General features: G+C 41.1%; 17 protein-coding genes. 13 read left to right on the top strand and 4 right to left on the bottom strand.

What is annotated here, in order from left to right; genetic code table 11:
* Nucleotides 1-61 precede the first annotated feature (61 nt).
* From PQ461_RS15830 to PQ461_RS15800, 7 genes are all read left to right on the top strand, one after another.
* Nucleotides 62-1,078: a hypothetical protein gene (locus PQ461_RS15830; RefSeq protein ID WP_274206505.1), complete on the top strand. Its 1,017-nt coding sequence runs from the start codon at nt 62-64 to the stop codon at nt 1,076-1,078.
* 59 nt (nt 1,079-1,137) lie between these two features.
* Complete coding sequence (locus PQ461_RS15825; RefSeq protein WP_274206504.1) at nt 1,138-1,614, top strand: DUF4280 domain-containing protein; 477 nt, start codon at nt 1,138-1,140, stop codon at nt 1,612-1,614.
* Between the two features lie 4 nt (nt 1,615-1,618).
* Nucleotides 1,619-3,805, top strand: coding sequence for a hypothetical protein (locus tag PQ461_RS15820; RefSeq protein WP_274206503.1), 2,187 nt, complete (start codon nt 1,619-1,621; stop codon nt 3,803-3,805).
* 61 nt (nt 3,806-3,866) lie between these two features.
* Nucleotides 3,867-4,364 carry a hypothetical protein gene (locus PQ461_RS15815; RefSeq protein ID WP_274206502.1) on the top strand — a complete coding sequence of 166 codons (498 nt, stop codon included), beginning with the start codon at nt 3,867-3,869 and terminating at the stop codon, nt 4,362-4,364.
* Between the two features lie 9 nt (nt 4,365-4,373).
* A complete protein-coding gene (locus tag PQ461_RS15810) occupies nt 4,374-5,159 on the top strand; it encodes a hypothetical protein (protein ID WP_274206501.1) in 786 nt (261 codons plus the stop codon).
* A gap of 30 nt (nt 5,160-5,189) precedes the next feature.
* Nucleotides 5,190-5,744, top strand: coding sequence for a LemA family protein (locus PQ461_RS15805; protein WP_274206500.1), 555 nt, complete (start codon nt 5,190-5,192; stop codon nt 5,742-5,744).
* 6 nt (nt 5,745-5,750) lie between these two features.
* Complete coding sequence (locus PQ461_RS15800) at nt 5,751-7,637, top strand: DUF2207 domain-containing protein (RefSeq protein ID WP_274206499.1); 1,887 nt, start codon at nt 5,751-5,753, stop codon at nt 7,635-7,637.
* A gap of 71 nt (nt 7,638-7,708) precedes the next feature.
* Here the strand turns inward: PQ461_RS15800 and PQ461_RS15795 are convergent, their stop codons facing one another.
* Both PQ461_RS15795 and PQ461_RS15790 read right to left on the bottom strand, forming a co-directional pair.
* On the bottom strand, nt 7,709-8,854 hold the full coding sequence (locus PQ461_RS15795) for a hypothetical protein (protein WP_274206498.1): 1,146 nt from the start codon (nt 8,852-8,854) through the stop codon (nt 7,709-7,711).
* Nucleotides 8,855-8,870: 16 nt separating this feature from the next.
* Nucleotides 8,871-9,764, bottom strand: coding sequence for a TssN family type VI secretion system protein (locus PQ461_RS15790; RefSeq protein ID WP_274206497.1), 894 nt, complete (start codon nt 9,762-9,764; stop codon nt 8,871-8,873).
* A 110-nt stretch (nt 9,765-9,874) separates the two neighbouring features.
* On the opposite strand from PQ461_RS15790, the gene PQ461_RS15785 reads away from it, so the two are divergent.
* Nucleotides 9,875-10,813 carry a type VI secretion system baseplate subunit TssG gene (locus PQ461_RS15785; protein WP_274206496.1) on the top strand — a complete coding sequence of 313 codons (939 nt, stop codon included), beginning with the start codon at nt 9,875-9,877 and terminating at the stop codon, nt 10,811-10,813.
* Here PQ461_RS15785 and PQ461_RS15780 read toward each other — a convergent pair.
* Both PQ461_RS15780 and PQ461_RS15775 read right to left on the bottom strand, forming a co-directional pair.
* Nucleotides 10,802-12,667, bottom strand: coding sequence for a type VI secretion system baseplate subunit TssF (locus PQ461_RS15780; protein ID WP_274206495.1), 1,866 nt, complete (start codon nt 12,665-12,667; stop codon nt 10,802-10,804). The two genes, PQ461_RS15785 and PQ461_RS15780, sit on opposite strands and share 12 nt — an antisense overlap.
* A gap of 7 nt (nt 12,668-12,674) precedes the next feature.
* Nucleotides 12,675-13,109 carry a GPW/gp25 family protein gene (locus tag PQ461_RS15775; RefSeq protein WP_274206494.1) on the bottom strand — a complete coding sequence of 145 codons (435 nt, stop codon included), beginning with the start codon at nt 13,107-13,109 and terminating at the stop codon, nt 12,675-12,677.
* Between the two features lie 206 nt (nt 13,110-13,315).
* Here PQ461_RS15775 and PQ461_RS15770 point away from each other — a divergent pair, with 206 nt between their 5' ends.
* Genes PQ461_RS15770 through PQ461_RS15750 form a run of 5 tightly spaced genes read left to right on the top strand, consistent with a single transcriptional unit; the run spans nt 13,316 to nt 20,192 of the window.
* A complete protein-coding gene (locus PQ461_RS15770; RefSeq protein WP_274206493.1) occupies nt 13,316-13,831 on the top strand; it encodes a hypothetical protein in 516 nt (171 codons plus the stop codon).
* Between the two features lie 6 nt (nt 13,832-13,837).
* Nucleotides 13,838-14,326 (top strand): type VI secretion system TssO, encoded by a 489-nt coding sequence (gene tssO / locus PQ461_RS15765; protein ID WP_274206492.1) that lies wholly within the window; start codon nt 13,838-13,840, stop codon nt 14,324-14,326.
* Nucleotides 14,327-14,356: 30 nt separating this feature from the next.
* Nucleotides 14,357-15,319: a PKD domain-containing protein gene (locus tag PQ461_RS15760; protein ID WP_274206491.1), complete on the top strand. Its 963-nt coding sequence runs from the start codon at nt 14,357-14,359 to the stop codon at nt 15,317-15,319.
* Between the two features lie 24 nt (nt 15,320-15,343).
* Nucleotides 15,344-17,719: a type VI secretion system protein TssR domain-containing protein gene (gene tssR / locus PQ461_RS15755; protein ID WP_274206490.1), complete on the top strand. Its 2,376-nt coding sequence runs from the start codon at nt 15,344-15,346 to the stop codon at nt 17,717-17,719.
* A 1-nt stretch (nt 17,720) separates the two neighbouring features.
* The gene (locus tag PQ461_RS15750) at nt 17,721-20,192 is read left to right on the top strand and encodes an ATP-dependent Clp protease ATP-binding subunit (protein WP_274206489.1); all 2,472 of its coding nucleotides are present in this window, start codon (nt 17,721-17,723) and stop codon (nt 20,190-20,192) included.
* Nucleotides 20,193-20,224 lie beyond the last annotated feature (32 nt).

The raw sequence follows: 20,224 nt of genomic DNA, 5'->3' as shown, positions 1-20,224 counted from the left end.
GCAAACAGTAACAGGTTTCTGGTTGTTACCAATCATTAGCCGAAACACAATATATCTAACTATGCAGCTCCAGGAAGAGAAAGCCAATTCTCAAAACCGAGTACTTTTATCTTCGGATTATACGCTTCCCTACAAAGCTAAACCCGAAAATTATCCTATAAAATATGGTGTCGTTTTTACTGTAAATAACGGCGAAGTAAGCAATGAAATAAAATATGAGTTAGAAATAACTCAGCTTAAATCTGCACCACAGGGTACCGGGCACTTTATGATTGATCGTGTAGGTGATATCTATATAAATGGTATTACGCCCGATCTGCTGGCTGAGCAGTTAGCTTATGAAGCCGGAAAGGTTTTTTATCCGTTGAATATTGAAACAGATCGAAACGGGAAATTTACAAGGGTTACAAATTATAAGGACATTCATAAAAGGTGGTTGGCTAAAAGGGAATACCTGATTGAATATTTTATTGGTGATGCCGCTTTAAAATATATTAAACTGATGGATGAGGCTATGAGCGGTGAAGCCCGTGTAAATACCACCATGTCGAAAGATCCGTTTATAAGTGTTTATTTTAATGGTTTGTATAAATCTTATTCACCGAGATTGACTGTAAATAAAGATGTCATGCTTCCGTTTACAGGCACGGCTTTACAGGCTGCCTATGCGGCACAACAAATTATAAATGCCGAATTAAACAGTTTTGGTGCCATTGAGATTAGCCACAGCGGTAAGCTTAATGACGACCGCTCTGTAGAAGATTTTGAGCAGGGGCTTAACTTTTCCCTAAGCAAACTTGAGCAGCCTGATTCTGCTTCGGCCACAGGTGAATATGAGAGCCTTTACGTTGTTAACCCGCAATACAATCTGATTGAAGCCGCTATTTCAAATTGGACATTACAGTTAATCGAAACAAAATCATTTAATTTAAAGTTATTTCAGGTAAACTTAGTTAACAGTACGAACAAAAATATTACAACAAATAAGCAGCATATTTTAGTGGAAAATACATCAAAAGATGATAAGCAGGGAGGTGGTATTTTTTCAAAGTTCATGGAATCTTTGTTCGGAAAATAATATAATTTCTGCTGTGGAGTTCTATATAGATGCTTATTTGATTAACTAAACCGCTCAAAATGGCCGAAAAACATTTAGTTGTACAAGGTGCAGTTTGCCAATGTAAATTTGGCACCACCCCTGATAAATTAAAGGTTAATACGCACACGCAAGAGTTTGTGAACGATAAGGATGGCGTAAAGAAACCTGTGGCCAGTACAAAAGATATTGGCACTACTTTCGAGAAAAATAATTTCGGGTCTTGTTCTAAAAAAAATAATAATCCCTGCACGGTAAATATTACCGAGTGGAAGGGGTTTTATGACCATACCGTACTTACCAACGGAGGTAAAATATTATTGGAAGACAGCAGCGGTACCTGTGCCGTTGGCGGCCCCGAATCTGTTAAGTTTATTAATCACGGGCAAATTGCCCAGGTAGGCCAGCAAAATTTTAATAACGCACAGCCGGAGGTAATGCAGTCGCTTAATCCGGCAGTTGATAGTAAACAGGTAACCGAACCTGAGTTTAATGCAGATGGTATAACCTTATCTTAAAGCCATGCCGGAAACCGGAGTAAAAAAAATAAAATTTGCCGGCGGAACTACTTACATGACAGGTAATAATTCCCTTATTGTAGTTCCTGCCCAGGAGAAAACTAAATTTGAAGTTGCAGAGTGGTACCCCGGCACTCCGCAGGCTCAAAAAAATAATGTAACCTGGTTATTAAAAGATGTTAAGCGTAATAATGTCATTCTGAAATTTAATGGCATTGCGGGGGTATTGATTAACATCAATAAAAAATATAGTGGCCAGGCTGTGTTTTTGCTCGAAGCATCTTCATCTGCTAATGCAGCCAACATTCACCATAGTGGTATACTGATAAGAGGTTATTGTAAGCCGCTTATTGCCAGTTCGCAATGGCGCACCACGCGCGATGGTGATAATATTAAAAACGGCGATCCTATAAGTTATGGTGATCCGGTATTTTTGCACCTTGAAACCGAAGGCTTAAACGGCAGCACATTGTCAGTTGAGTTATACAATCAGCAATTGGGCGACGATAAAAAGGTTTATACCTATAATAACGTGCTTTGTATAAATGGCGAAGTGAATTTGCTAATACGTAACACATTTGCCTGGAGGGGTAAGATAGATTGGTTGCAACCAATTGAAAACTTTTACATTAAGGTAAAACTGGGCAATGCTTATATTAAAGACTCGCGCAACCAGGACTTACATGCTGTATACCTTAAAGTGCAAAACAAGGTCAGTAATAAAAAAATTGAGCCGCCTTTAAATCTCAGCCCTGTAAAATTAGGTAAGCAGGAAGTAAATGATAAGCGGTATGAACTATGCCGGTATACGGCGATTACCATTACCGAGGATAGTCGGACCCTGAAAGTATTTAGTGAGAAACCGCCTGTGCCTGCAAAACTAAAGGATTTTGAGATAGTGGCAGGCGAAGCTCATAATATTAAAAAGATCAGTGTTGCATTAGAAGATTATCATACAGAAAAGTGCCTGGTAAAAAACAGTACGCACAAAAAAAATGTGGCTAAAGTTACAAAAGACGACAAGCCACAGCCAGATCTTACCATAAAAGGCGGTAAAGTAGAATTACAGTTAATGGCAGATATTTCTAACGCCATTAATGTTAATCCATTTATGTACATCTGGCCGCCGATGATAAAACCGCAGGTTTATCAATTATCATTAGATAGCTGCCGTTATACACGCAAGCTCAATTTTTTAGTTTATCCTGATATTAAATGGGAACTGGAATTTAAGTGGAACCACGATGCGCCATTTGCATTTAAATACTCTAATAAATTAAACCAGTATGAATTAAAAGAGGCACGTGAAAAGGCGATAGGTTCAGCAGTAGATGCAGGTATGGCTGATGCCTGGGGAGAAATGGCCCAAAGCTTCGAGCTCTCTTTAAAGGCAAAGTGGGATAAGGAAAAGCAGAGTGTTGAATATGGTAAAAAGATTTGTGAAAAAATTGGCAAAACCTTAGCCACTTTTGTAAAGATTAAACAATTAGTAGCTGATATTACCACCGAGGTAAGTAACAGGACTCCTTTTTCATTAACTATAAAATCGCCCGCTATAGCTGCATCTATAGGCTGGTACCGGGATGAACAAACAGATGGTGATGTAAGTAAGGCCGCTACTATTGTTGAATTAAAGTTTGGCGCTGATCCGTTGATTGGCGCAGAATTTAAAATTGACCTGATCCAGGCAGGTGCCGAATTTATATCGCCAGCTATAGGTCGGATCATCACATGGCTTAGGGAGCACTCGAAAAAACACCTTGACCTGGAGTTTTCTTTAACACTGAGCGGTGATATTAAAATAAGCGGAGAAACGCAAATAAACGTTAATGAGCCTAAACTTACTCAGGGTAAAGTATCAGCTTTAGGTGTAATAACTGTTGATCTATTGCTTAAAGCGCATGCTAAAGGTGAGTTTACAGCCATTGGCATACAAGGTGCGGCTGAAGGTGAGGCAAGCGCTAAGGCATCAACAGGTGTAACTGGCGGAGTAGATGTTGGCGCTGATCAAAAAGGCATATATATTTTACCACGTGCCGAATTTGCAGGCGTTATTGTTACTATAGTCTTAAAAGGAAGTATTAAGTATGGCGTTATGAAAAAAACATTTGATAAAAGCCCGGATCCTTTAACCGTGCTTAAACCTGCAAGTGTGAAATTTAATAAAGACAACTTCTATATAAATCACTAAACTTATGAACCGATATATTTTTGCACTAATTTGTTTATTCATTATTAATGTTAACTGTACTATGGCTCCGCAAAAAGTAGATTTGGCTGCTGTTAAATTTGATGAAAATGCTGAAACGCTACTTAAAGGCATACCTGTAGAGAAAGTAAGCGGAGAACATGGCATTGTACATTACAAGGTTAAAGATAGATCTAAAATTACCTATGCAGGTGCAAATATGGAATTTGCGGTAAAGGTTGGTGCCCAAAATAATATTGTTTCATCAATATATGCCGAAACAGAGAAAACGGCAGCTACAAACCTGGTGCTTAAATCACTTATTGCACATTATAAACAGCCCACAGCTAAATTACAAGACAATGGTGATACCCGTGCTTATTACTGGCAAACACCAACATTGTTTATACGCTTTATGTCAAGCGAGGTAACCTCACCCAAAGATGGTAAACAAGTGTCTTCATTCGTTAGTATTGCAACACTATCAGCACTGAAAAATGGCGTTGAGCCAGATCTTGTAAACGCTCAGAAATTTTTGCAAAGCAATAAACAGTCTAAGTAACAAATAACTATGCCGATACTTCATCAGCCATATTACGTAATTGATTTTAAAGGGGTAGCCTGCAAGTTTGATATTTTAATAAACGATATGCCCGCTTACAGTTATGATGATACAGGTACGCTAACCAGCCAGGTGCCTATAAATCAGCTGATTTTACACAGCGGTACACAAAGCCTTTCCTACGTAATGCGGCCAATGGCCGGTACGCATCATTTAAGCGAAAACAGCAGTTTAGAGATTAAGGTAGCGGTAGCCGAAGTTTTAAACTTACGCCAGTCAACCGTTATTGCCGAGTTTAAGCCTGTTAAAATAGAAACACAAACACCTATGTTAGAGTTAAAACAACAGTTTAGTTTTAAAGCAGAGGTGCCTTATCAATTAATGGGCTGGTCGGCAGGTATGGCTTTAAATCATGATCCTGCTATACGGTCAGACCTTAATCAGGCTTACGCACGTATCAGGCAAATCCTGCTGAATAAAGATTATGCTGCATTCCGTAAGTTATATGAAGTTAAGCTAAGCGAGGTTGACAAAGCAATTTACTCCAACGCAAAAGAATCTGAAGATGACTGGCAGGAGATGATTGATTATATATCACAGCCGGGCATGGAGGTAAAGTTTGATGATAAATCTGCACAAATGCATTTTTATGGAGGTGGTAAAGTGGTTACATTAATCAAACCTAATCATGAACCTGCTTTATACTTCGAAAATGTGAAAGAAAAAGAGGAGTATCAACTGCCGTTTTTGTTTTACAGAAAAGCACCTGGCTTGCCACTTACAGTAATCAGATAATCTCTCATACATATAAAAAATCTTCTGCTTATGATGTTCATATACGTTCTTCTTGGTTTCGTTGTAATCATCGCCATTATTATTGTAGGTATCTATAATAATCTGGTACGTAAACGCACACAGATGCAGGAGGGTTGGAGCGGTATCGATGTGCTTTTAAAAAAGCGGCATGACCTTATCCCTAACCTGGTAAATACAGTTAAGGGCTATGCCACGCATGAAAAAGAATTGCTTGAACAGGTAACAACATTGCGCACACAGGCCATACAATCAGCCAATATTGATCAAAAGGCCAGTGTCGAAAACGAGTTAAGCCGTGCTTTGGGTAAGCTTGTGGTTTCAGTAGAAAATTACCCTGATCTGAAGGCAAATGAAAATTTCCGCGATTTACAAGCCCAGCTCAACGCTATAGAAAATGATATCGAACTATCAAGAAGGTATTACAACGGTACCGTACGCGAAAACAATGTAGCTATTGAAACCTTTCCGGGAAATATAGTTGCAGGAAGGTTCCATTTCGAGAAAGGCGCCTTCTTTAATCTGGATAACCAGCAGGAAAGAGAAAACCCAACCGTTACATTTTAATTGCCGATGCGTAGAATACTACAAATATTCCTTTGCCTGCTGTCTGTGCAGGTAATGGCCCAGTCTGATACAACGCGCGAGCGTATTATTAATTTCCATTCAGACATACACATTGATACCACAGGATTGGTTACCGTGGCAGAGCATATTCGTGTGCATGCCAATGGTAATGCCATAAAACATGGTATTGTAAGATTTATACCGCTTTATCGTAAAGATGTTTTAGGGAACCAAAAGAAAGTTGATTTTAAAATTGTATCAGTAAAACAGGACGATAAAACCGTTGATTACAAAGCCGAAGAAGAAGATAATAACCGCAAAATATATGTAGGAGACCCATTTAATGAACTTACACCGGGTGATTACGATTATACCATTGTTTATGAAAGTCATGGCCACGTGGGTTTCTTTGATAACTATGACGAATTGTATTGGAACGTTACCGGTAATAAGTGGGACTTTGAGATAGAAAAGGCTTCTGCTACTATCTGGCCGCCAGGCAGTTCGGTTTCTGGAAATACATCCTGCTACACCGGCATGGAAGGTTCAAAAGCGCAGGATTGCCAAAACAGTGTAAATGCTGATCACTCCGTTACATTTACAACAAACCATAGCCTGGCACCGGGCGAAGGGTTTACTATTGCAGTTGCTTTCACCAGCGGTATCATTAAAAGGCCGGGTAAGCTGCAGCAATTATATAACGACTATTTAGGCATTATTGCGGGTGTTTTGCTGGTGATAATTGCGGCAGTAGTATATTATACTTTGTGGAGCAAATATGGGCGTGATGTACAAAAGCCAACCGTTATACCAAGTTTCAGGGTGCCTTATGATTGGTCGCCGGCTGTATTGCGCTATGTTTATAAAAAAAGTGCCGACAATAAAGCTACCGCCGCCGCCATGATTAACATGGCGATTAAAAAGACCATCAAAATAGATGGCGATGAAAAAAAGCAGGGCGTATATACTTTTAATAAGTTAACTAATGACCGCAGCAAACTTGCTGACGAAGAACAAACCCTGTTTAATGGTTTGTTTGAAGATGGAGATAGCATAAGTACCGCTAAATCAAATGCAACTACGTTTTTTAATGCCCGTAAGTTGTTTACTAAAAGCATTGAGGCTCAATTGAAGTTAAGTGATTATTATGTAAGTAATCTTAAACAGGCTATTCTGTCAGGTGTAGGCTCTGTTATTGCCTTGATCATCTACTTCATAGCAGCAGGTTATACCTCTGCATTAATGATGCTGTTCTTTTTACCTTTTATTTGCTTCGGCTCCCTCGCTTTGGTGTATGGGCTTCGTAATGTAAAAGGAGGAAATAAATCGGGGTTAATCCTGATGATTTTTGGAGCGTTGTTCGGCGGTATTCCTTTGTTTTCCATGATCAATATCAGCATCGCATTGCCCCCTATACCCGTAATTGTGGCCTTTAGTATTTTAGCATTATACCTGCTTTATATTTTCAACATAGGCAGGTATACAGCTTTAGGTGCACAGGCGCAGAGTATGATAGAAGGGTTTAAAATGTACCTTAAAACAGCTGAAGAAAACCGGCTGAACATACTTAACGCGCCTGAGCGTACACCGGAAGTTTTTGAAAGATTTTTGCCATATGCCGTAGCGCTTGATGTTGAAAATGACTGGGCTGCAAAATTTGAAAGTATTTTGAGTGCAGCGAACTACGATCCTGACTGGTATAACGACCAGCGCGGGTACCATGTATTCGTCAACCATATCCCAACCACGTTCTATAATGCCGTAAATATTTTACCTGTTTCTGAATCCGGTTCTTCGAGCGGCTCATCGGGAAGTTCGAGCTGGAGTTCGGGTAGTGATGGCGGTGGTTCATCCGGTGGCGGCGGAGGTGGCGGAGGCGGAGGTGGCTGGTAGCCACAAAAACCGTTATAAATTAAGAAAGGGCCTGTAACTTACAGGCCCTTTCTTGTTAGGTGTTGATTTATTTAGTCTAACAATGTCCAGGTGCGTTTTGCTTGTACAGCCTGCACCACTTGCTGCTCGGCAACCACAATGTTTTCTTTGCGTTGGCCAATATATTCAAGGGTGCTTAATTTGTTCCATAAAGCAATCAGCACGCGCATAAACTCGTCAACCGTTGTAAGCGAGCTGCGTATATCATGATGATTGTAAACAATCTCAATCAGGCGTGCTAACAGCTCTTCAAAGTTGCCCGGCGTTACATCTTTCCATTCATAAAAATATTTAAGCAGCTCTTCGCGTTCGGCACCGGCAATGCTTTTAATAGAACTGAAAAAGATATGCGCCATTTCAGAGAAATATCCTACTAAAACTATCGGGGGCTGGTTAAAAGCAATGTTGCGGTACGAAAAATAGATCCTTGCAACATAGTCCAGCATTTTGTCGCAAAGCATTTTTACATTTTTACCGATAGGAGATATCGAATCTTTTGAGGTAATCTTATCAATAATACGGAAAGAGAGTAGCTGAAATTCATTCAGTTGATTGCTGAAGATCTCGTAATACTTAATCACTTCAGGGTGACTTAATACACTTGTACAAGGCGGAATGTAATCATAAGCGATTTGTATGCCTGCTTTGCTTTTTGTGAATTTGCCTACTTCCAGATAGTTGTTATTTTTTGAATTGATCTGCGATGCAGGCAACACGGTGATGCTATAGCCGCTTTCCACTTCCGGATAGCGCAAAGGTGTTTCTTCGGCATCAGGCTTGCCCGATGCTACACGCTCATGCGGGTTTACGGTCAGTATCACAAAATAAGTTTCAACGGCATCCGGCGCTGTTTCTGCACTGAAGTAATGATCAAAGGTATATTCCTGTCCTAAAGAGGTAGGTGATATACTGATGCGGTACCCTTCGGCAGTTACGGCATTACACTGCTTAATTTTTACCTGTAGGTTATTAGAGGCGCGCTCTGCAATTACAATATCAAGCGATGTTTTTTCACCATTAAATGGTGGCAAAAGACCGAAGTTCTGATTATTTAAACTGATAGAGTTGCCGTCGCGTGCAATATCCTGTATAAAGTTATCGGTTTTAACAAAATGGTCGCTTGAGATCTTCATCCCATCAACCCAGTTAACGGCTTTGTATTTTAAAGGAATGATCATGCTAAAAATCTTTTAATTATAAATAAACGGCTTCGTCGCCTGTGCGTTCAGGTGCATTAACAACCTCAGATACCCTTTTTGCAAAAATGGCATACTTCTCAGTGATCTTGTTTTGCTCTATGTCCAAATCAGGGTCAATGAAATTGCGCTGCGCAAAAAACGTTGGCTTAATGTAGAATATCCACTTAAATGATTCGCCTGTTTCCAGTTGATATTCAATTGGTGATTGCGGGAATTTAAGATTGTAATCGTCAATAAACTTCTGGAACCATTGGCCAAAGTTCATGTTTCTTGGCGCTTTGGCTTTTACTTTAAGCGGCTCGCTGTCGTCAGTGTTTTTGTACATGTTTACTTCCAACACCAGCAGGCGGTCAAAGTCCAGGTGTTCCATGTTGATATCATCCGGGTAAAGCGGATACTGCCAAACCTTGTAAATCTCAAGCGGAATATTAAGATAAGCGATGTACGCCCACCAGAACATCATGGGTAGCAAAAATACCAATACCGATGTGGAGGCCCATAGCCCATATTCAAGATCATTAAGCCAGTCAAATCCCAGCTTAAACAGAAACATGCCCAGCAGGCAGCAAATTAAGCTGCAAATAAAAAAGAAAGCTTTGCGGTCAATCAGTTCTTTTTCATAGTGTGTGCCGGCTAACCAGACAAACACAATGCCTATGATCAGATAATATATCTGGCAGCAGATATACCCCCACGGCATAAACTGAAGGTCAAGAAATCCTAAGAGACCAGGTATGCCTAAAACAATACCCGTTAGCAGCATTGTTACAATAAGGCGTTTGTTGTTAATAATCTGGTTCTTTTTGTTAATAATAGCCATTATTGCGGTGGTGGCCACAAAAATTACCGGAAACAGCAGATAGCGGATAAAAAACGATTTAACGTCCATATTAAATTTAGGTCTGTAAAAAATGCTCTTTAAATTTTTTTGAACATTGTTTAATCAATTACCAATAAATAGGGTTATTGTTTTATAAAAAGCATATTGATAGTACTATTATGGCAGCTAAAAAACCTAATCTTATTGATACTGACTTTAAAGCCGCAGCATTTGCTGCAAGCTTAATTGACCGCGGTGCAGCCGATACAGAACAAATAATGATCTTGCCCAAAGGCCCGATGAAGCGAGCCTATGCAAAAGAGATAGCAGAAGTGTCTGCTTATCAGTCTGAATACAGAAACCGTACCATGACCCTGATTGAGGTTAACCGCGAAGGTTTGTACGATATGCTGCCCGAAGGACTGTTTCATAAACCACCGGCTTCGAGTGTAATGATCACCGAAGAAGAAATGGTGAAAGACATTAAAGAACGACGGGAGCAGGAAAAAAATGCCCGCTTGTTTTTTGCGCCTTTTGAGGCCGAGCTTAACCGTTTACGCACACTGATAGAGCTGTATGAAATACGCCTTGATAAAAAGACCGAATATAATGAGCTGGTAAATATTTTTTTAACGGAGTGGAAAGAGTTTAAGTGTTTTACCAACAGGCAAATGATCATACTGATGCATGTACTGCCTGTGATACACGAACAACGGAACAACCTGCCCTTTATCAGTGATGTATTAAGCATTATGTTCGATGTTGATTTCAGGCTCGAATATCACATGACCATCAATAGTACACTTGCTGCACAAAGCGCATTATTGGAAACCCGTATAGGAAGCGGTACGCTTGGTGTAAACTTTATTGCTGGCAGCGTTTATGAACCCGAAGAAGAACTGCTGATCACCATAGGGCCTGTTACATCGGGTCAGATGCTTACTTTTTTACCCGGCACTGCCGCCGCCGAAGCACTGGAGGTGCTGCTTAATTACCTGGTACCGCTTGGCACAGCCACTACTACCAAATTTGAGGTAGACCCGGATTACCAGAAGTTTGTTTTAGGCCTTGGCGAAGACAATGCCTGCATGGGCTTTACCACTTATTTAGGCAACTGACCGGTTGTTTAAATATATCCTATAGTTGGAGTTGATCACACTTCTGTTTTCAAGTTTAGAAAGCAGCAGGCCCAACAGCGTATCCCATTCTGCATCTGATAGCTTAACAGCAGTTGAAGGCTTTATATGAATGTCTATTGTTTTACGGAAACCCTCTTTAGGGTTGCTTGAAACCGTTACACCCTTACTTATTTTAACATCGGTAATTTTGTTGCCCAGCTCGTAATGGCAAAAACTAACCAGATCGGCCTGCGTAACTATACGGTCTTTTGTAGTTAAACCATATTTGTAGGCTTGTATACGTTCTGTTGCGCCAAGGTTATTCCTGCCGCCCAGGGTTGATGTCATTAACCTTAAACTTTCGGCTTTCAGTTTTAACATTTCAAACTGCTGCAGGCGTAAACCACGGCGCAGGTTGTTGGCCTTGGCGGCGAGCGTTGTCCAGTACTGCAGGTAAAGCATTACCGCTTTTTCGGCAGGTTTTACAATCAGATAATTGAACGACTGCTGGTCGCTGTCTTTAGCCGTGTTGGCTTTTCGCTCAATTAAGGCCAGGTTTTGTTCAAGTGTTTTTAAAACGCCGTTTAAAAAGTCGTTTCCATAGCTTGCAAAAGCTGCTTTTTCATCACGCAGTAATTCAAACAGGTAAGATATCAGCTGTTGTGCGCTGCGGTCGTCAAAGCGTTCGGCACCGCCATTACGTATCGAATAGCTTCCTTCCTGGCTTTTGCCTGCCTGGGTATATGGTATTTCTGTATAATGCACATTACGGTCATCATGCAGGCTGTTTACGGATAAGAAATGATTGTTTTGTGCCGGTTTGATCGGGATGATGTAGTTCACATCATTAAGGCGGTACTTTTGCTCGTGCAAGCGCCTGTTAATGACCGGGAAACAATTTACCGCTATTTGCAACTCGTCAATGATCTGCGGTGAAATTGCTGCCGGGAAAGTAAGCTTTATCCAAACACAGGTTTTTAATTTGCTGATATCTGCTGCATTAAACAGCTGCGTAAACTCATCTGGAAATGCACGCTTATGTAAGCTTATGTTTTTAAGCCGCTCGTCTGTAAAGCTGATAAACCTGTCCTGGTAGTATTGTTTAATGTCGCGGGTGATCAGGTTTATAATGTTCTGCTCATAAAAAACAGGTTTGTTGTTGCCATCCAGGTCTTCTTTATAAATTAAGCCTGGCGCTGTTTCCATCTCCGTGTTATCTAAGTAACATTTAACAACAGAGAGAAGCTTATAAAAGTCATCATTTGCCGAGTAAGATGGCCATTCGGTAAAAATAGACAGGTTTTGCAGGGTGTTTAAATTGGGGGCACAATCTATACCAAGCCACAAGGTGTTTGACTCGGGATAGGCATCAGACCGGGTATTCAGTAATACATTCTTATGCTGATCATAATATTCGTACAGGTGTGTACCGTTGCAGGTGTACCTTATCTCGGCATTGTAAAGATCTATCTCACCTGCGGGCGAGAAAAATACATCGGTATTATCACCCTCGCGCGAGCCTGAGGTATTTGTGACCGGCTGACGATAAAAGAACTGGTTCTTAACGGTGAGCCTTTCTGTGTTTTCTACAGGCTGCCCTTTTAGTACGGCATGTGCAGGCAGGGCAGAAGTAAGGTAATCAGATGCCAGTATGCGCGATATTTTATTAAGGATCCTGTTCTCCAGGTTTTTTACATCATTTGAAACGTTAAACAATTCAGTACTTAAAGCTTCTACTAAAAGCTTTACCATCGGATCCATATCGTTTACATTGGTAAGGCCCCAATAGTCAACGGCATTGCGCAGCATGCGCGCCCTTATTTCTTCTTTGCTGTTAAATAGTGTAGTAGTCATATAGTGTTTAGGCAGATAGCGGACTTAAAAAGAGGGCAGTTGAAAAAAAATAGTTTTCACCTGTTTTCTGAACTTTTGCCCTTATTACAATTTCAACTTGTTTTTTGATCTCGGTTACGTTTCTTAAAGGATAAAATTTGGTGACCTCTTTAATGTGTACATCGATGTTGACATCATAAATACGCTTTTCGTATTTGTTGATAGAGCGTAATAATGATTGGCGCAACTTTTCTTCCCATGTACTTTCACTCACAATCAGCTCAAAATCCAGGTCCCATATCTCGCAGCCAAAGTCAGGCATGTAACGGTGTTCGCCGTAACGGGTGAAAATTATCAGCTCGAGATATTGCGAAATTGATGCGCCAATGTCCTGTTTATCAAGGTCATTTCCCTGAAATATATTGCTTATCCGAAAGGGTTTTTTGTAGAGGGGTACAGCCATCGGTTTATTAAATGTGAAATAATTGCATTAAGTTTTAATAATCTGTAAACAAAAATTTCTCAAAATAGTTGTTAATGCGTTGTGTAGGTTAAAAAGTTATTTGTACAAGCAATTACAGATAGCTTTTGGGTCTAAACCTTATTTGGCAAATACCCGCTCGTGCTGAGGATTTTATAAGATACTTAAGCTTTTAAACAAGATAATAAATGAAGCCGGTAAATAGCCGCGATTTGCGGAATGCGTACGTTAGTTTTATTGCATACTTTGTCACATTATTGCTTTTTAGCATTTTAACAGTCTACTTTTTCTTTGTTACTGCTAACAAAGAGGTAGTGCTGCTAAACAAGAAAGTTAAAGAGTCTGAAAGGCTGATATCTGTACGAAATGATATCAACAATAACTTTGATATCATCCTGCTGCGTTTACAGCAATTATCGCAGTACACCAAAATGAATTCGGCAGAGTTAAACAACCAAAGCCTGCTGCTGAATGATATTCAGGAAAGTAACCTGAAGATACAGGCCCGTCTTCAGCAAAACCCACTCCCTTTAAAAAGTTTTGAACTATATAAAAAGCTGAGCGATAACATCAGTACAGCTGCAAATATCAAGGATTCGCTGTTTACGACCAGATTCCAGATAGAAAGCCTGCGTTCGCAGCTCGAATCATGCAACAAAACAAATAATACTGCTATAAACAAGCTTAGAGGTTTTTCAAGATAATAAGTTATGATGAAGTTTAGCTTAAAAGAACGCCGCGAAAAATTCTTTTTCTTTCTGGTGCTCTTTCTTTTCACCGCAGGGGTATTGTGTACTGCTATATTCTACAATTATGGCAACGATACTGATATTTCAAAAAATGAATTTGCAAAACGCCTGCAGGAAGAAAATCAGTTTGAAAGTACGGTTGCCCAGGCACAGCCAACCATTGATACTACTTACACGCACATTGTTAAGTTTAACCCAAATGTGCAGGCGCTTTTTCTTGAAAACGATATTAAAAATGCCATTACCGCTGTAAGGTCATATTATAACAGCCACCCTTATGATAGCCGGTATAAGTGCTTTATATACGCGTCAAAAATACATGAGAGCCTTTTTTACGATAAGCGCGAATTGCGGGGCAATTACAATGATATAGCCCGTCTTAATAAACTTTTAGATGACTGTAAATTATCAACCCGACAACTGCAACAGAGCCTGGGATCCAGGCAATAATCCGATCCTTTAATTAAAACAACTTAACCTATGCAAGATGATTACAACAACGGCAGGCCGGTAAACACCAACAGGCAAAACTATTTGTTACTGTATATAATAGTTGGTATCCTGTTATTGGCCGGGCTTATCTTTCTTTTCAAAAGCTCGCTTTTTGAAAAAAGAACTATTAACGCCAAAATTTTAAAAGACGAAATTTATTTAAATGAGGACCTCGTGTACTCTGATAACACCAGCGGTGCAAAGGCATGGAGGTGGGAATTTGGTAACGGCGATCATTCAACCACACAAAACGGTACCTATCGCTTTAAAAAGCCGGGTGCGTACATTGTAAGGGTTACGGTTGATGGCCAGTTGCAGCAGCAATTCCCAATTGATGTAAAAGATACAGTGGCTACCCCTGTAAAAGATACCTTGCTCACGATAAACGGGCCAACCCAGGGTATAGTTAATGAAGAGGTAAGGCTCGAGGCGCAAGGCTCGGCACGCATTTATGAATGGTCATTCGGCGAGACAGGCCGCGTAGATGTTAAGGGGCCTACTGCCTTGTACACCTATCATAACCCGGGTACTTACTTTGTAAAACTGAATACAGATAACACCAGCCACCCGGTATTCCATAAAATACTCATCACCAACCCCGACTCAACCGTAAATGCAATTGTTACACCCGGAGAAGGAGAGCGCAAGGTGGTGGATGATATCCGCGCGCATTTACAGGCTATTGCCAACGGCGCCGATTTTAACAGCCAGTACTATTACCTGGTGAACAGGTATTTCTGCGGCGACGAAAAAGTGACCGTTAATCTTGAAGCAAACGGTGAACAGAAACAGACCGACTTTTATTCGTACTGTATGCGCCTCACCTTTGGTGGCGGTATCAGTATTGATGAAGCGCAGGTTACCCTGAAGCCAAAATCAAGCTGCTCAAGTTTGCTTACTGTTAAACAACATTCAACCACCGCAGGGCCGGGTATAAAACGTACTAAATAATTCAGCTACTATCGTATTTCTGCTATGAAAAATATAACCTATCTCTTCGCAGCCTTTATAAGTGTCACTTTTGTTGCCAATGCACAGTCGCCTGTGTCTATCAGCAAAAAGGTTGCAACACTACCATCTGCCTATCAAAAACCAGAATATCAAACCAGCGTTAGTGACGATGGAAAATCAACTGATCTGCCATGGATCGTTTTCTCTGACCGTGATGAAAATGATACTTACACAGCTCCGGGCGGTTCGCTTGTAATGAAAAAGCTTAAGTTTATGGAGCCGTTCTATGTAAGCCAGGAAAAGAACGGATACCTAAAACTGATCAAATACCAGCCAGGTATGGTACAGGGCCGTAAACTGATCAATAAAAAATCGGCACAAAGCTACGGCTGGATCAGCAAATCAAAGGTATTGCTGTGGCAATCTGCTTATGTGAACCGTAAAAACGGCTTCCCTAATAAAGCCGTAACTATCGTGTCTGGCAAGGGGCCGCTGATTAACCCGGAGGTTTATTATGACCGTACCGACTCTTTAAATGTGTTTACCTCGCCCGAGATGAACCATAAAAAAACAAAGGTGGCTATCAACCAGCTGTTATATGTTTATAAAAAGTCTGCTGATGGTCGCAATTTACTTGTAGGGTCTGACGGGCAGCTAATACCTGACAGCGCTGCACGCAGTATCTATGGTTGGGTACCTGCTGATGCAGTACACCTATGGGGCGACCGTTTATATATTGGCTCTGTTAAAAACGACATTGATGCTGACGACTCTGTTTCGGCAGCTATTAATCAGTCGTTGCGTTTTGTCGGACCCGGAACCCGTTTTGTTTTTGATCCGTTAATTGACCCGGACCAACCTGTTTTAAGGAGCCTTCCGGTTGTTGATTATACAGGAGCAGGAAATAATGCAGGTAACATACAGGTAGGTTTAGCTACAGATGTTTACGATAAATCGCATAACAGCATTATCAACATCAAAGGCGGTCACTTATCTTATAATGATTACCTGGCCATCCGTAAAAATATCCGTAAAATTAACGTAGTGTTTGTTGTAGATGGCGGTAGTGCCATGCGTAACTATTTTTCGGGGCTTACCGGTACCATACAGTCGTTTGAAAATGTGTTTAGCAACTACAATATGGGCAACCGCATCAATTATGCAGCGGTGGTTTATCGCAGCCAGAACAACTGCTCTGTAGGAGGTGTTAACCAGCAGCCTTTCAGTAGAGATTACAGACAGGTTGTCCGTTTTCTTGACAAGGAGGCTGCTGTTACAGCAAACTGTATCCCTTCAGTAAGCAGCCAGCCGGTATTTGACGGACTGCGTACTTCTTTAAATCTTTTTAAAGGCCACAAAAATGAAACTAATTTAATTGTGCTGATTGGCAGTACAGGTAATAGCGTTTACGATGCTGATACCATGAACGATCTGTCTTATCAGATTGCCGCAGCCGATGCGCGTATTTTAGCTATACAGGTTTACAGTGATTATAATCCGATCTACAACGATTTTGTAATTCAGTCACGTAAGTTGGTATCTCAATCAGCAGCGTTGCTTGCAGAACGTAAGAAGAGCAGAATGGTAGTAGGTGAAGGTTTAAGTAACAGTCAGCAATTCAATACCTCACTTTCTGATTCAATTTCCTTTTACCTGGACTATCCTAAAAATAGTTTGATACAGGGTGCGGTCATCTTCCCGCCAAAAGGTGTGGTTAAAACCAATCAATTGATGGAGGCATCATTAAAACGTTTGATGATGGAAACACAGACAGACATCAAGATGCAAACCCGTTCGCTTGATAGCGCTTTCCGCTTAACAGGCCGCGAACACAAATATGTGGTTCCGGTGGTGATGTCGCAATTCGGGCAACCTGTACCAGATTCATTAGGTGATAACCTGCCGCATAATGGCTTTAAATATTATATGGTTGCCGACCTGCCTGCCAACTTTGTGAAAGAGCACCCACAGCAATTGCAATACCTGACCATTTTGAACGAGCAGGAATACAAGCAATTGTCAGATATTCTTTCTATGATGATCGGCGAAAACCTGCAACAGGATGCAGGCAGTTACCGGAAAAAACTGTTTAAAAATTATGTGAGTATCGTTCAGAAAAACCTGGATCTTGATATCCCTAAATCAGACATTAAACAAATGCTGCTGAGCGATTATGTGCAGAAAGTGACCGGTTTAATACCGCCATCAGCGCCTCAGTTTGGTACTTATAAGGTGGTTGACCTGAAACATGAGGGCGATATGCCGCAATCAGCATTTGAAGGATATATCAATTACTTGATCCGTTGTCGTAACAACATCAGGCAAAAAGCGCTTATACAGCAGCACTTTACCTCTAACGGTAAAACATATTATTACGTAACACAAAGCAACTGGCAATAATATGAGCGTTATCAATCTAAGTGACTCTGTAAAAACAGCTGTAAGGGTAGCGCAATCTCTTGCAAAAGAATATCATCACCGCGAGTTCGGGCCTGCGCACTTACTGAAAGGTTTGATGCACCAGGAAGTGGGGCTGAAAAGTTTCCTGAGCTCCATTGGTAAAGACGCGGCCTATGTGAATGACTGGGCCGACGTTCGGATAGAAGACTATCCGCAATCGATCACCGTGCCGGATGAAATGCTTGGAAACGATGCTGTGAAGCAGGTTTTTGAAGAAGCAGACAATGTGCGCATCAAATTAGGTTTAGATAGCATTACGCCTGTGTGTGTATTGGTTGCTTTGTCAAAACCTAACGTAGGTTTTGATGCTAATCAGCTAAAGTCATTCCCTGTAAAGGAAAAAGAGATACTGGATCTTTACCTTAATAATGAGCAGGTACAACATGCCGTATCGCCTTCAGATGAGGGAGGGGCAGGTGCGCAGGCCGGCAATGCAAAGTCGACCGGGGCATTATTCAAGTATTGTATTGACCGTACTGATTTGGCAAGGCAGGGTAAGGTTGATCCCATTATTGGCCGCGACCGTGAAACGCGCATGGTAATGGAGATATTAAGCCGTCGTAATAAGCCAAATGTGATTATCACCGGTGATGCAGGTGTGGGTAAAACTGCGCTGGTTGATGGTTTTGCTTTGGATATTGTAAATAACCAGGTGCCGCAATCGTTATTAAATGTTAACCTTTTCGAACTTGATTTGGGTTCATTAATTGCCGGTGCATCATACAAAGGGGAAATTGAAGACCGCCTGAAAAACATTCTGCGCGAGATAAAGCAATATGACAAAGCCATTTTGTTTATTGATGAGATTCACACCTTGTTAGATAATAAGGGGCCGATTGGCGGCGGCGTAGGCAACTTGCTAAAACCCGAGCTTGCCCGTGGAGAAATAACAGTTATCGGTGCCACAACTATTGATGAATACCGTAAGATCATAGAGCCGGAACAGGCATTCAGCCGCCGCTTTGAGGTGTTGCAGGTGAATGAACCTGATATTGATACCGCCATTAAAATGCTGGAGCGGCTGGTGCCTTATTATGAGGAACATCATACCCTTAAGATTGAGAACGAAGCTGTGCAGGATTGTGTGCGATTAGCTAAGCGCTATATGAAAGACCGCAGGCTGCCCGATTCGGCGTTTGACCTGATGGATCGTACGATGGCAGCAATCAGGCTGATGAATGATACATCAGAAATGACACTTACCGAACTTGATCAGAAGCTTGAAGAAGTGCAGCAAGAGCCAACAGTGGCTGATTATAAGTGGTTGTATAACCTGATGCAGAATAAAACCAGTGCGGTACTTTTAGGTAAACTGGAAGACGAGACACAGGTAAACGCGTTTGAAACGGTTGAAGAGTTTCAGGAGTACTTTAACAGAAACCTTCCGCAGTTGAAAGAACTGGCTAAAGAAAAGAAAAACGAAGTTGATAAGCAGGACGTAGCAGCCATTATATCCTATAAAACCGGCATACCAATGGGCAAGATACAAGCCCAGGAAAAAGAAAGGCTTTTAAATATGGAAGCCTTCCTGAAAAAACGTGTGGTAGGTCAGGATCAGGCATTAAAGGCAGTTGCCGATGCGATACTTGAATCGCGGAGCGGGCTTAACAAAAAAGGCCAACCTATTGGTTCGTTCTTTTTACTTGGGCCTACCGGTACTGGTAAAACAGAGTTGGCAAAATCGATAGCGGACTTTTTATTCAATGATGAAAAAGCCATGATCCGCTTTGATATGTCTGAGTTTAAAGAAGAGCATTCGGCGGCATTGCTTTACGGCGCTCCTCCGGGATATGTAGGGTATGAAGAAGGTGGCTTGTTGGTAAACAAAATACGCCAGCAGCCTTATGCAGTGCTCCTGTTTGACGAGATTGAAAAAGCACATCCTTCTGTGTTCGATATATTTTTACAGATATTGGACGAAGGTCACATGCATGATCGTTTAGGCAAAGAAGGCGACTTCTCTAATTCGCTGATCTTATTTACATCAAACATCGGCAGCGAATGGATAGCATCTCAATTAAGTGAAGGTCACCTGCCAACATCAAACCAGTTAATGGAGGTAATGGCGAGGCATTTCAGGCCCGAATTTTTGGCGCGTTTGTCTGAAATTGTGCCATTTGCCCCAATCTCTGAAGAAAACGTTGTCCGCATTTTTGATATTCAGCTTAAAAGCCTTGTTGAGTCGCTTAGCAAAATGGGAATCGGGTTTGATATTAGTGAAGAAGCAAAATCAATGCTCGCGCTGGGTGGCTTTACGCCCAAATACGGTGCAAGGCAATTGTCTGGTGTTATCCGTAACAGGTTAAGGCGGCCTATTTCAAAATATATCATATCCGGCGAGCTTAAAAAAGGACATACCATCAGTGTTATTAAAAAGCAGGACACAGAAGAGCTTGAATGGTTAATTAATTAACCTTTAAGTATTTAAAACAAACAATGTGTAAA

It is taken from the genome of Mucilaginibacter sp. KACC 22063 (assembly GCF_028736115.1).
Classification (GTDB): domain Bacteria; phylum Bacteroidota; class Bacteroidia; order Sphingobacteriales; family Sphingobacteriaceae; genus Mucilaginibacter.
Note: the sequence above shows the minus strand (reverse complement) of the source record. Positions and strands in the feature narration are given on the sequence as shown.

Coding starts and splice junctions, on each gene's coding strand:
- tssO (WP_274206492.1), top strand. CDS start 13,838: ATGATGAAGTTTAGCTTAAAAGAACGCCGCGAAAAATTCTTTTTCTTT.
- PQ461_RS15795 (WP_274206498.1), bottom strand. CDS start 8,854: ATGATCATTCCTTTAAAATACAAAGCCGTTAACTGGGTTGATGGGATG.
- PQ461_RS15750 (WP_274206489.1), top strand. CDS start 17,721: ATGAGCGTTATCAATCTAAGTGACTCTGTAAAAACAGCTGTAAGGGTA.
- PQ461_RS15790 (WP_274206497.1), bottom strand. CDS start 9,764: ATGGACGTTAAATCGTTTTTTATCCGCTATCTGCTGTTTCCGGTAATT.
- PQ461_RS15760 (WP_274206491.1), top strand. CDS start 14,357: ATGCAAGATGATTACAACAACGGCAGGCCGGTAAACACCAACAGGCAA.
- PQ461_RS15785 (WP_274206496.1), top strand. CDS start 9,875: ATGGCAGCTAAAAAACCTAATCTTATTGATACTGACTTTAAAGCCGCA.
- PQ461_RS15775 (WP_274206494.1), bottom strand. CDS start 13,109: ATGGCTGTACCCCTCTACAAAAAACCCTTTCGGATAAGCAATATATTT.
- PQ461_RS15825 (WP_274206504.1), top strand. CDS start 1,138: ATGGCCGAAAAACATTTAGTTGTACAAGGTGCAGTTTGCCAATGTAAA.
- PQ461_RS15780 (WP_274206495.1), bottom strand. CDS start 12,667: ATGACTACTACACTATTTAACAGCAAAGAAGAAATAAGGGCGCGCATG.
- PQ461_RS15810 (WP_274206501.1), top strand. CDS start 4,374: ATGCCGATACTTCATCAGCCATATTACGTAATTGATTTTAAAGGGGTA.
- PQ461_RS15805 (WP_274206500.1), top strand. CDS start 5,190: ATGATGTTCATATACGTTCTTCTTGGTTTCGTTGTAATCATCGCCATT.
- PQ461_RS15820 (WP_274206503.1), top strand. CDS start 1,619: ATGCCGGAAACCGGAGTAAAAAAAATAAAATTTGCCGGCGGAACTACT.
- PQ461_RS15770 (WP_274206493.1), top strand. CDS start 13,316: ATGAAGCCGGTAAATAGCCGCGATTTGCGGAATGCGTACGTTAGTTTT.
- PQ461_RS15830 (WP_274206505.1), top strand. CDS start 62: ATGCAGCTCCAGGAAGAGAAAGCCAATTCTCAAAACCGAGTACTTTTA.
- PQ461_RS15800 (WP_274206499.1), top strand. CDS start 5,751: ATGCGTAGAATACTACAAATATTCCTTTGCCTGCTGTCTGTGCAGGTA.
- PQ461_RS15815 (WP_274206502.1), top strand. CDS start 3,867: ATGGCTCCGCAAAAAGTAGATTTGGCTGCTGTTAAATTTGATGAAAAT.
- tssR (WP_274206490.1), top strand. CDS start 15,344: ATGAAAAATATAACCTATCTCTTCGCAGCCTTTATAAGTGTCACTTTT.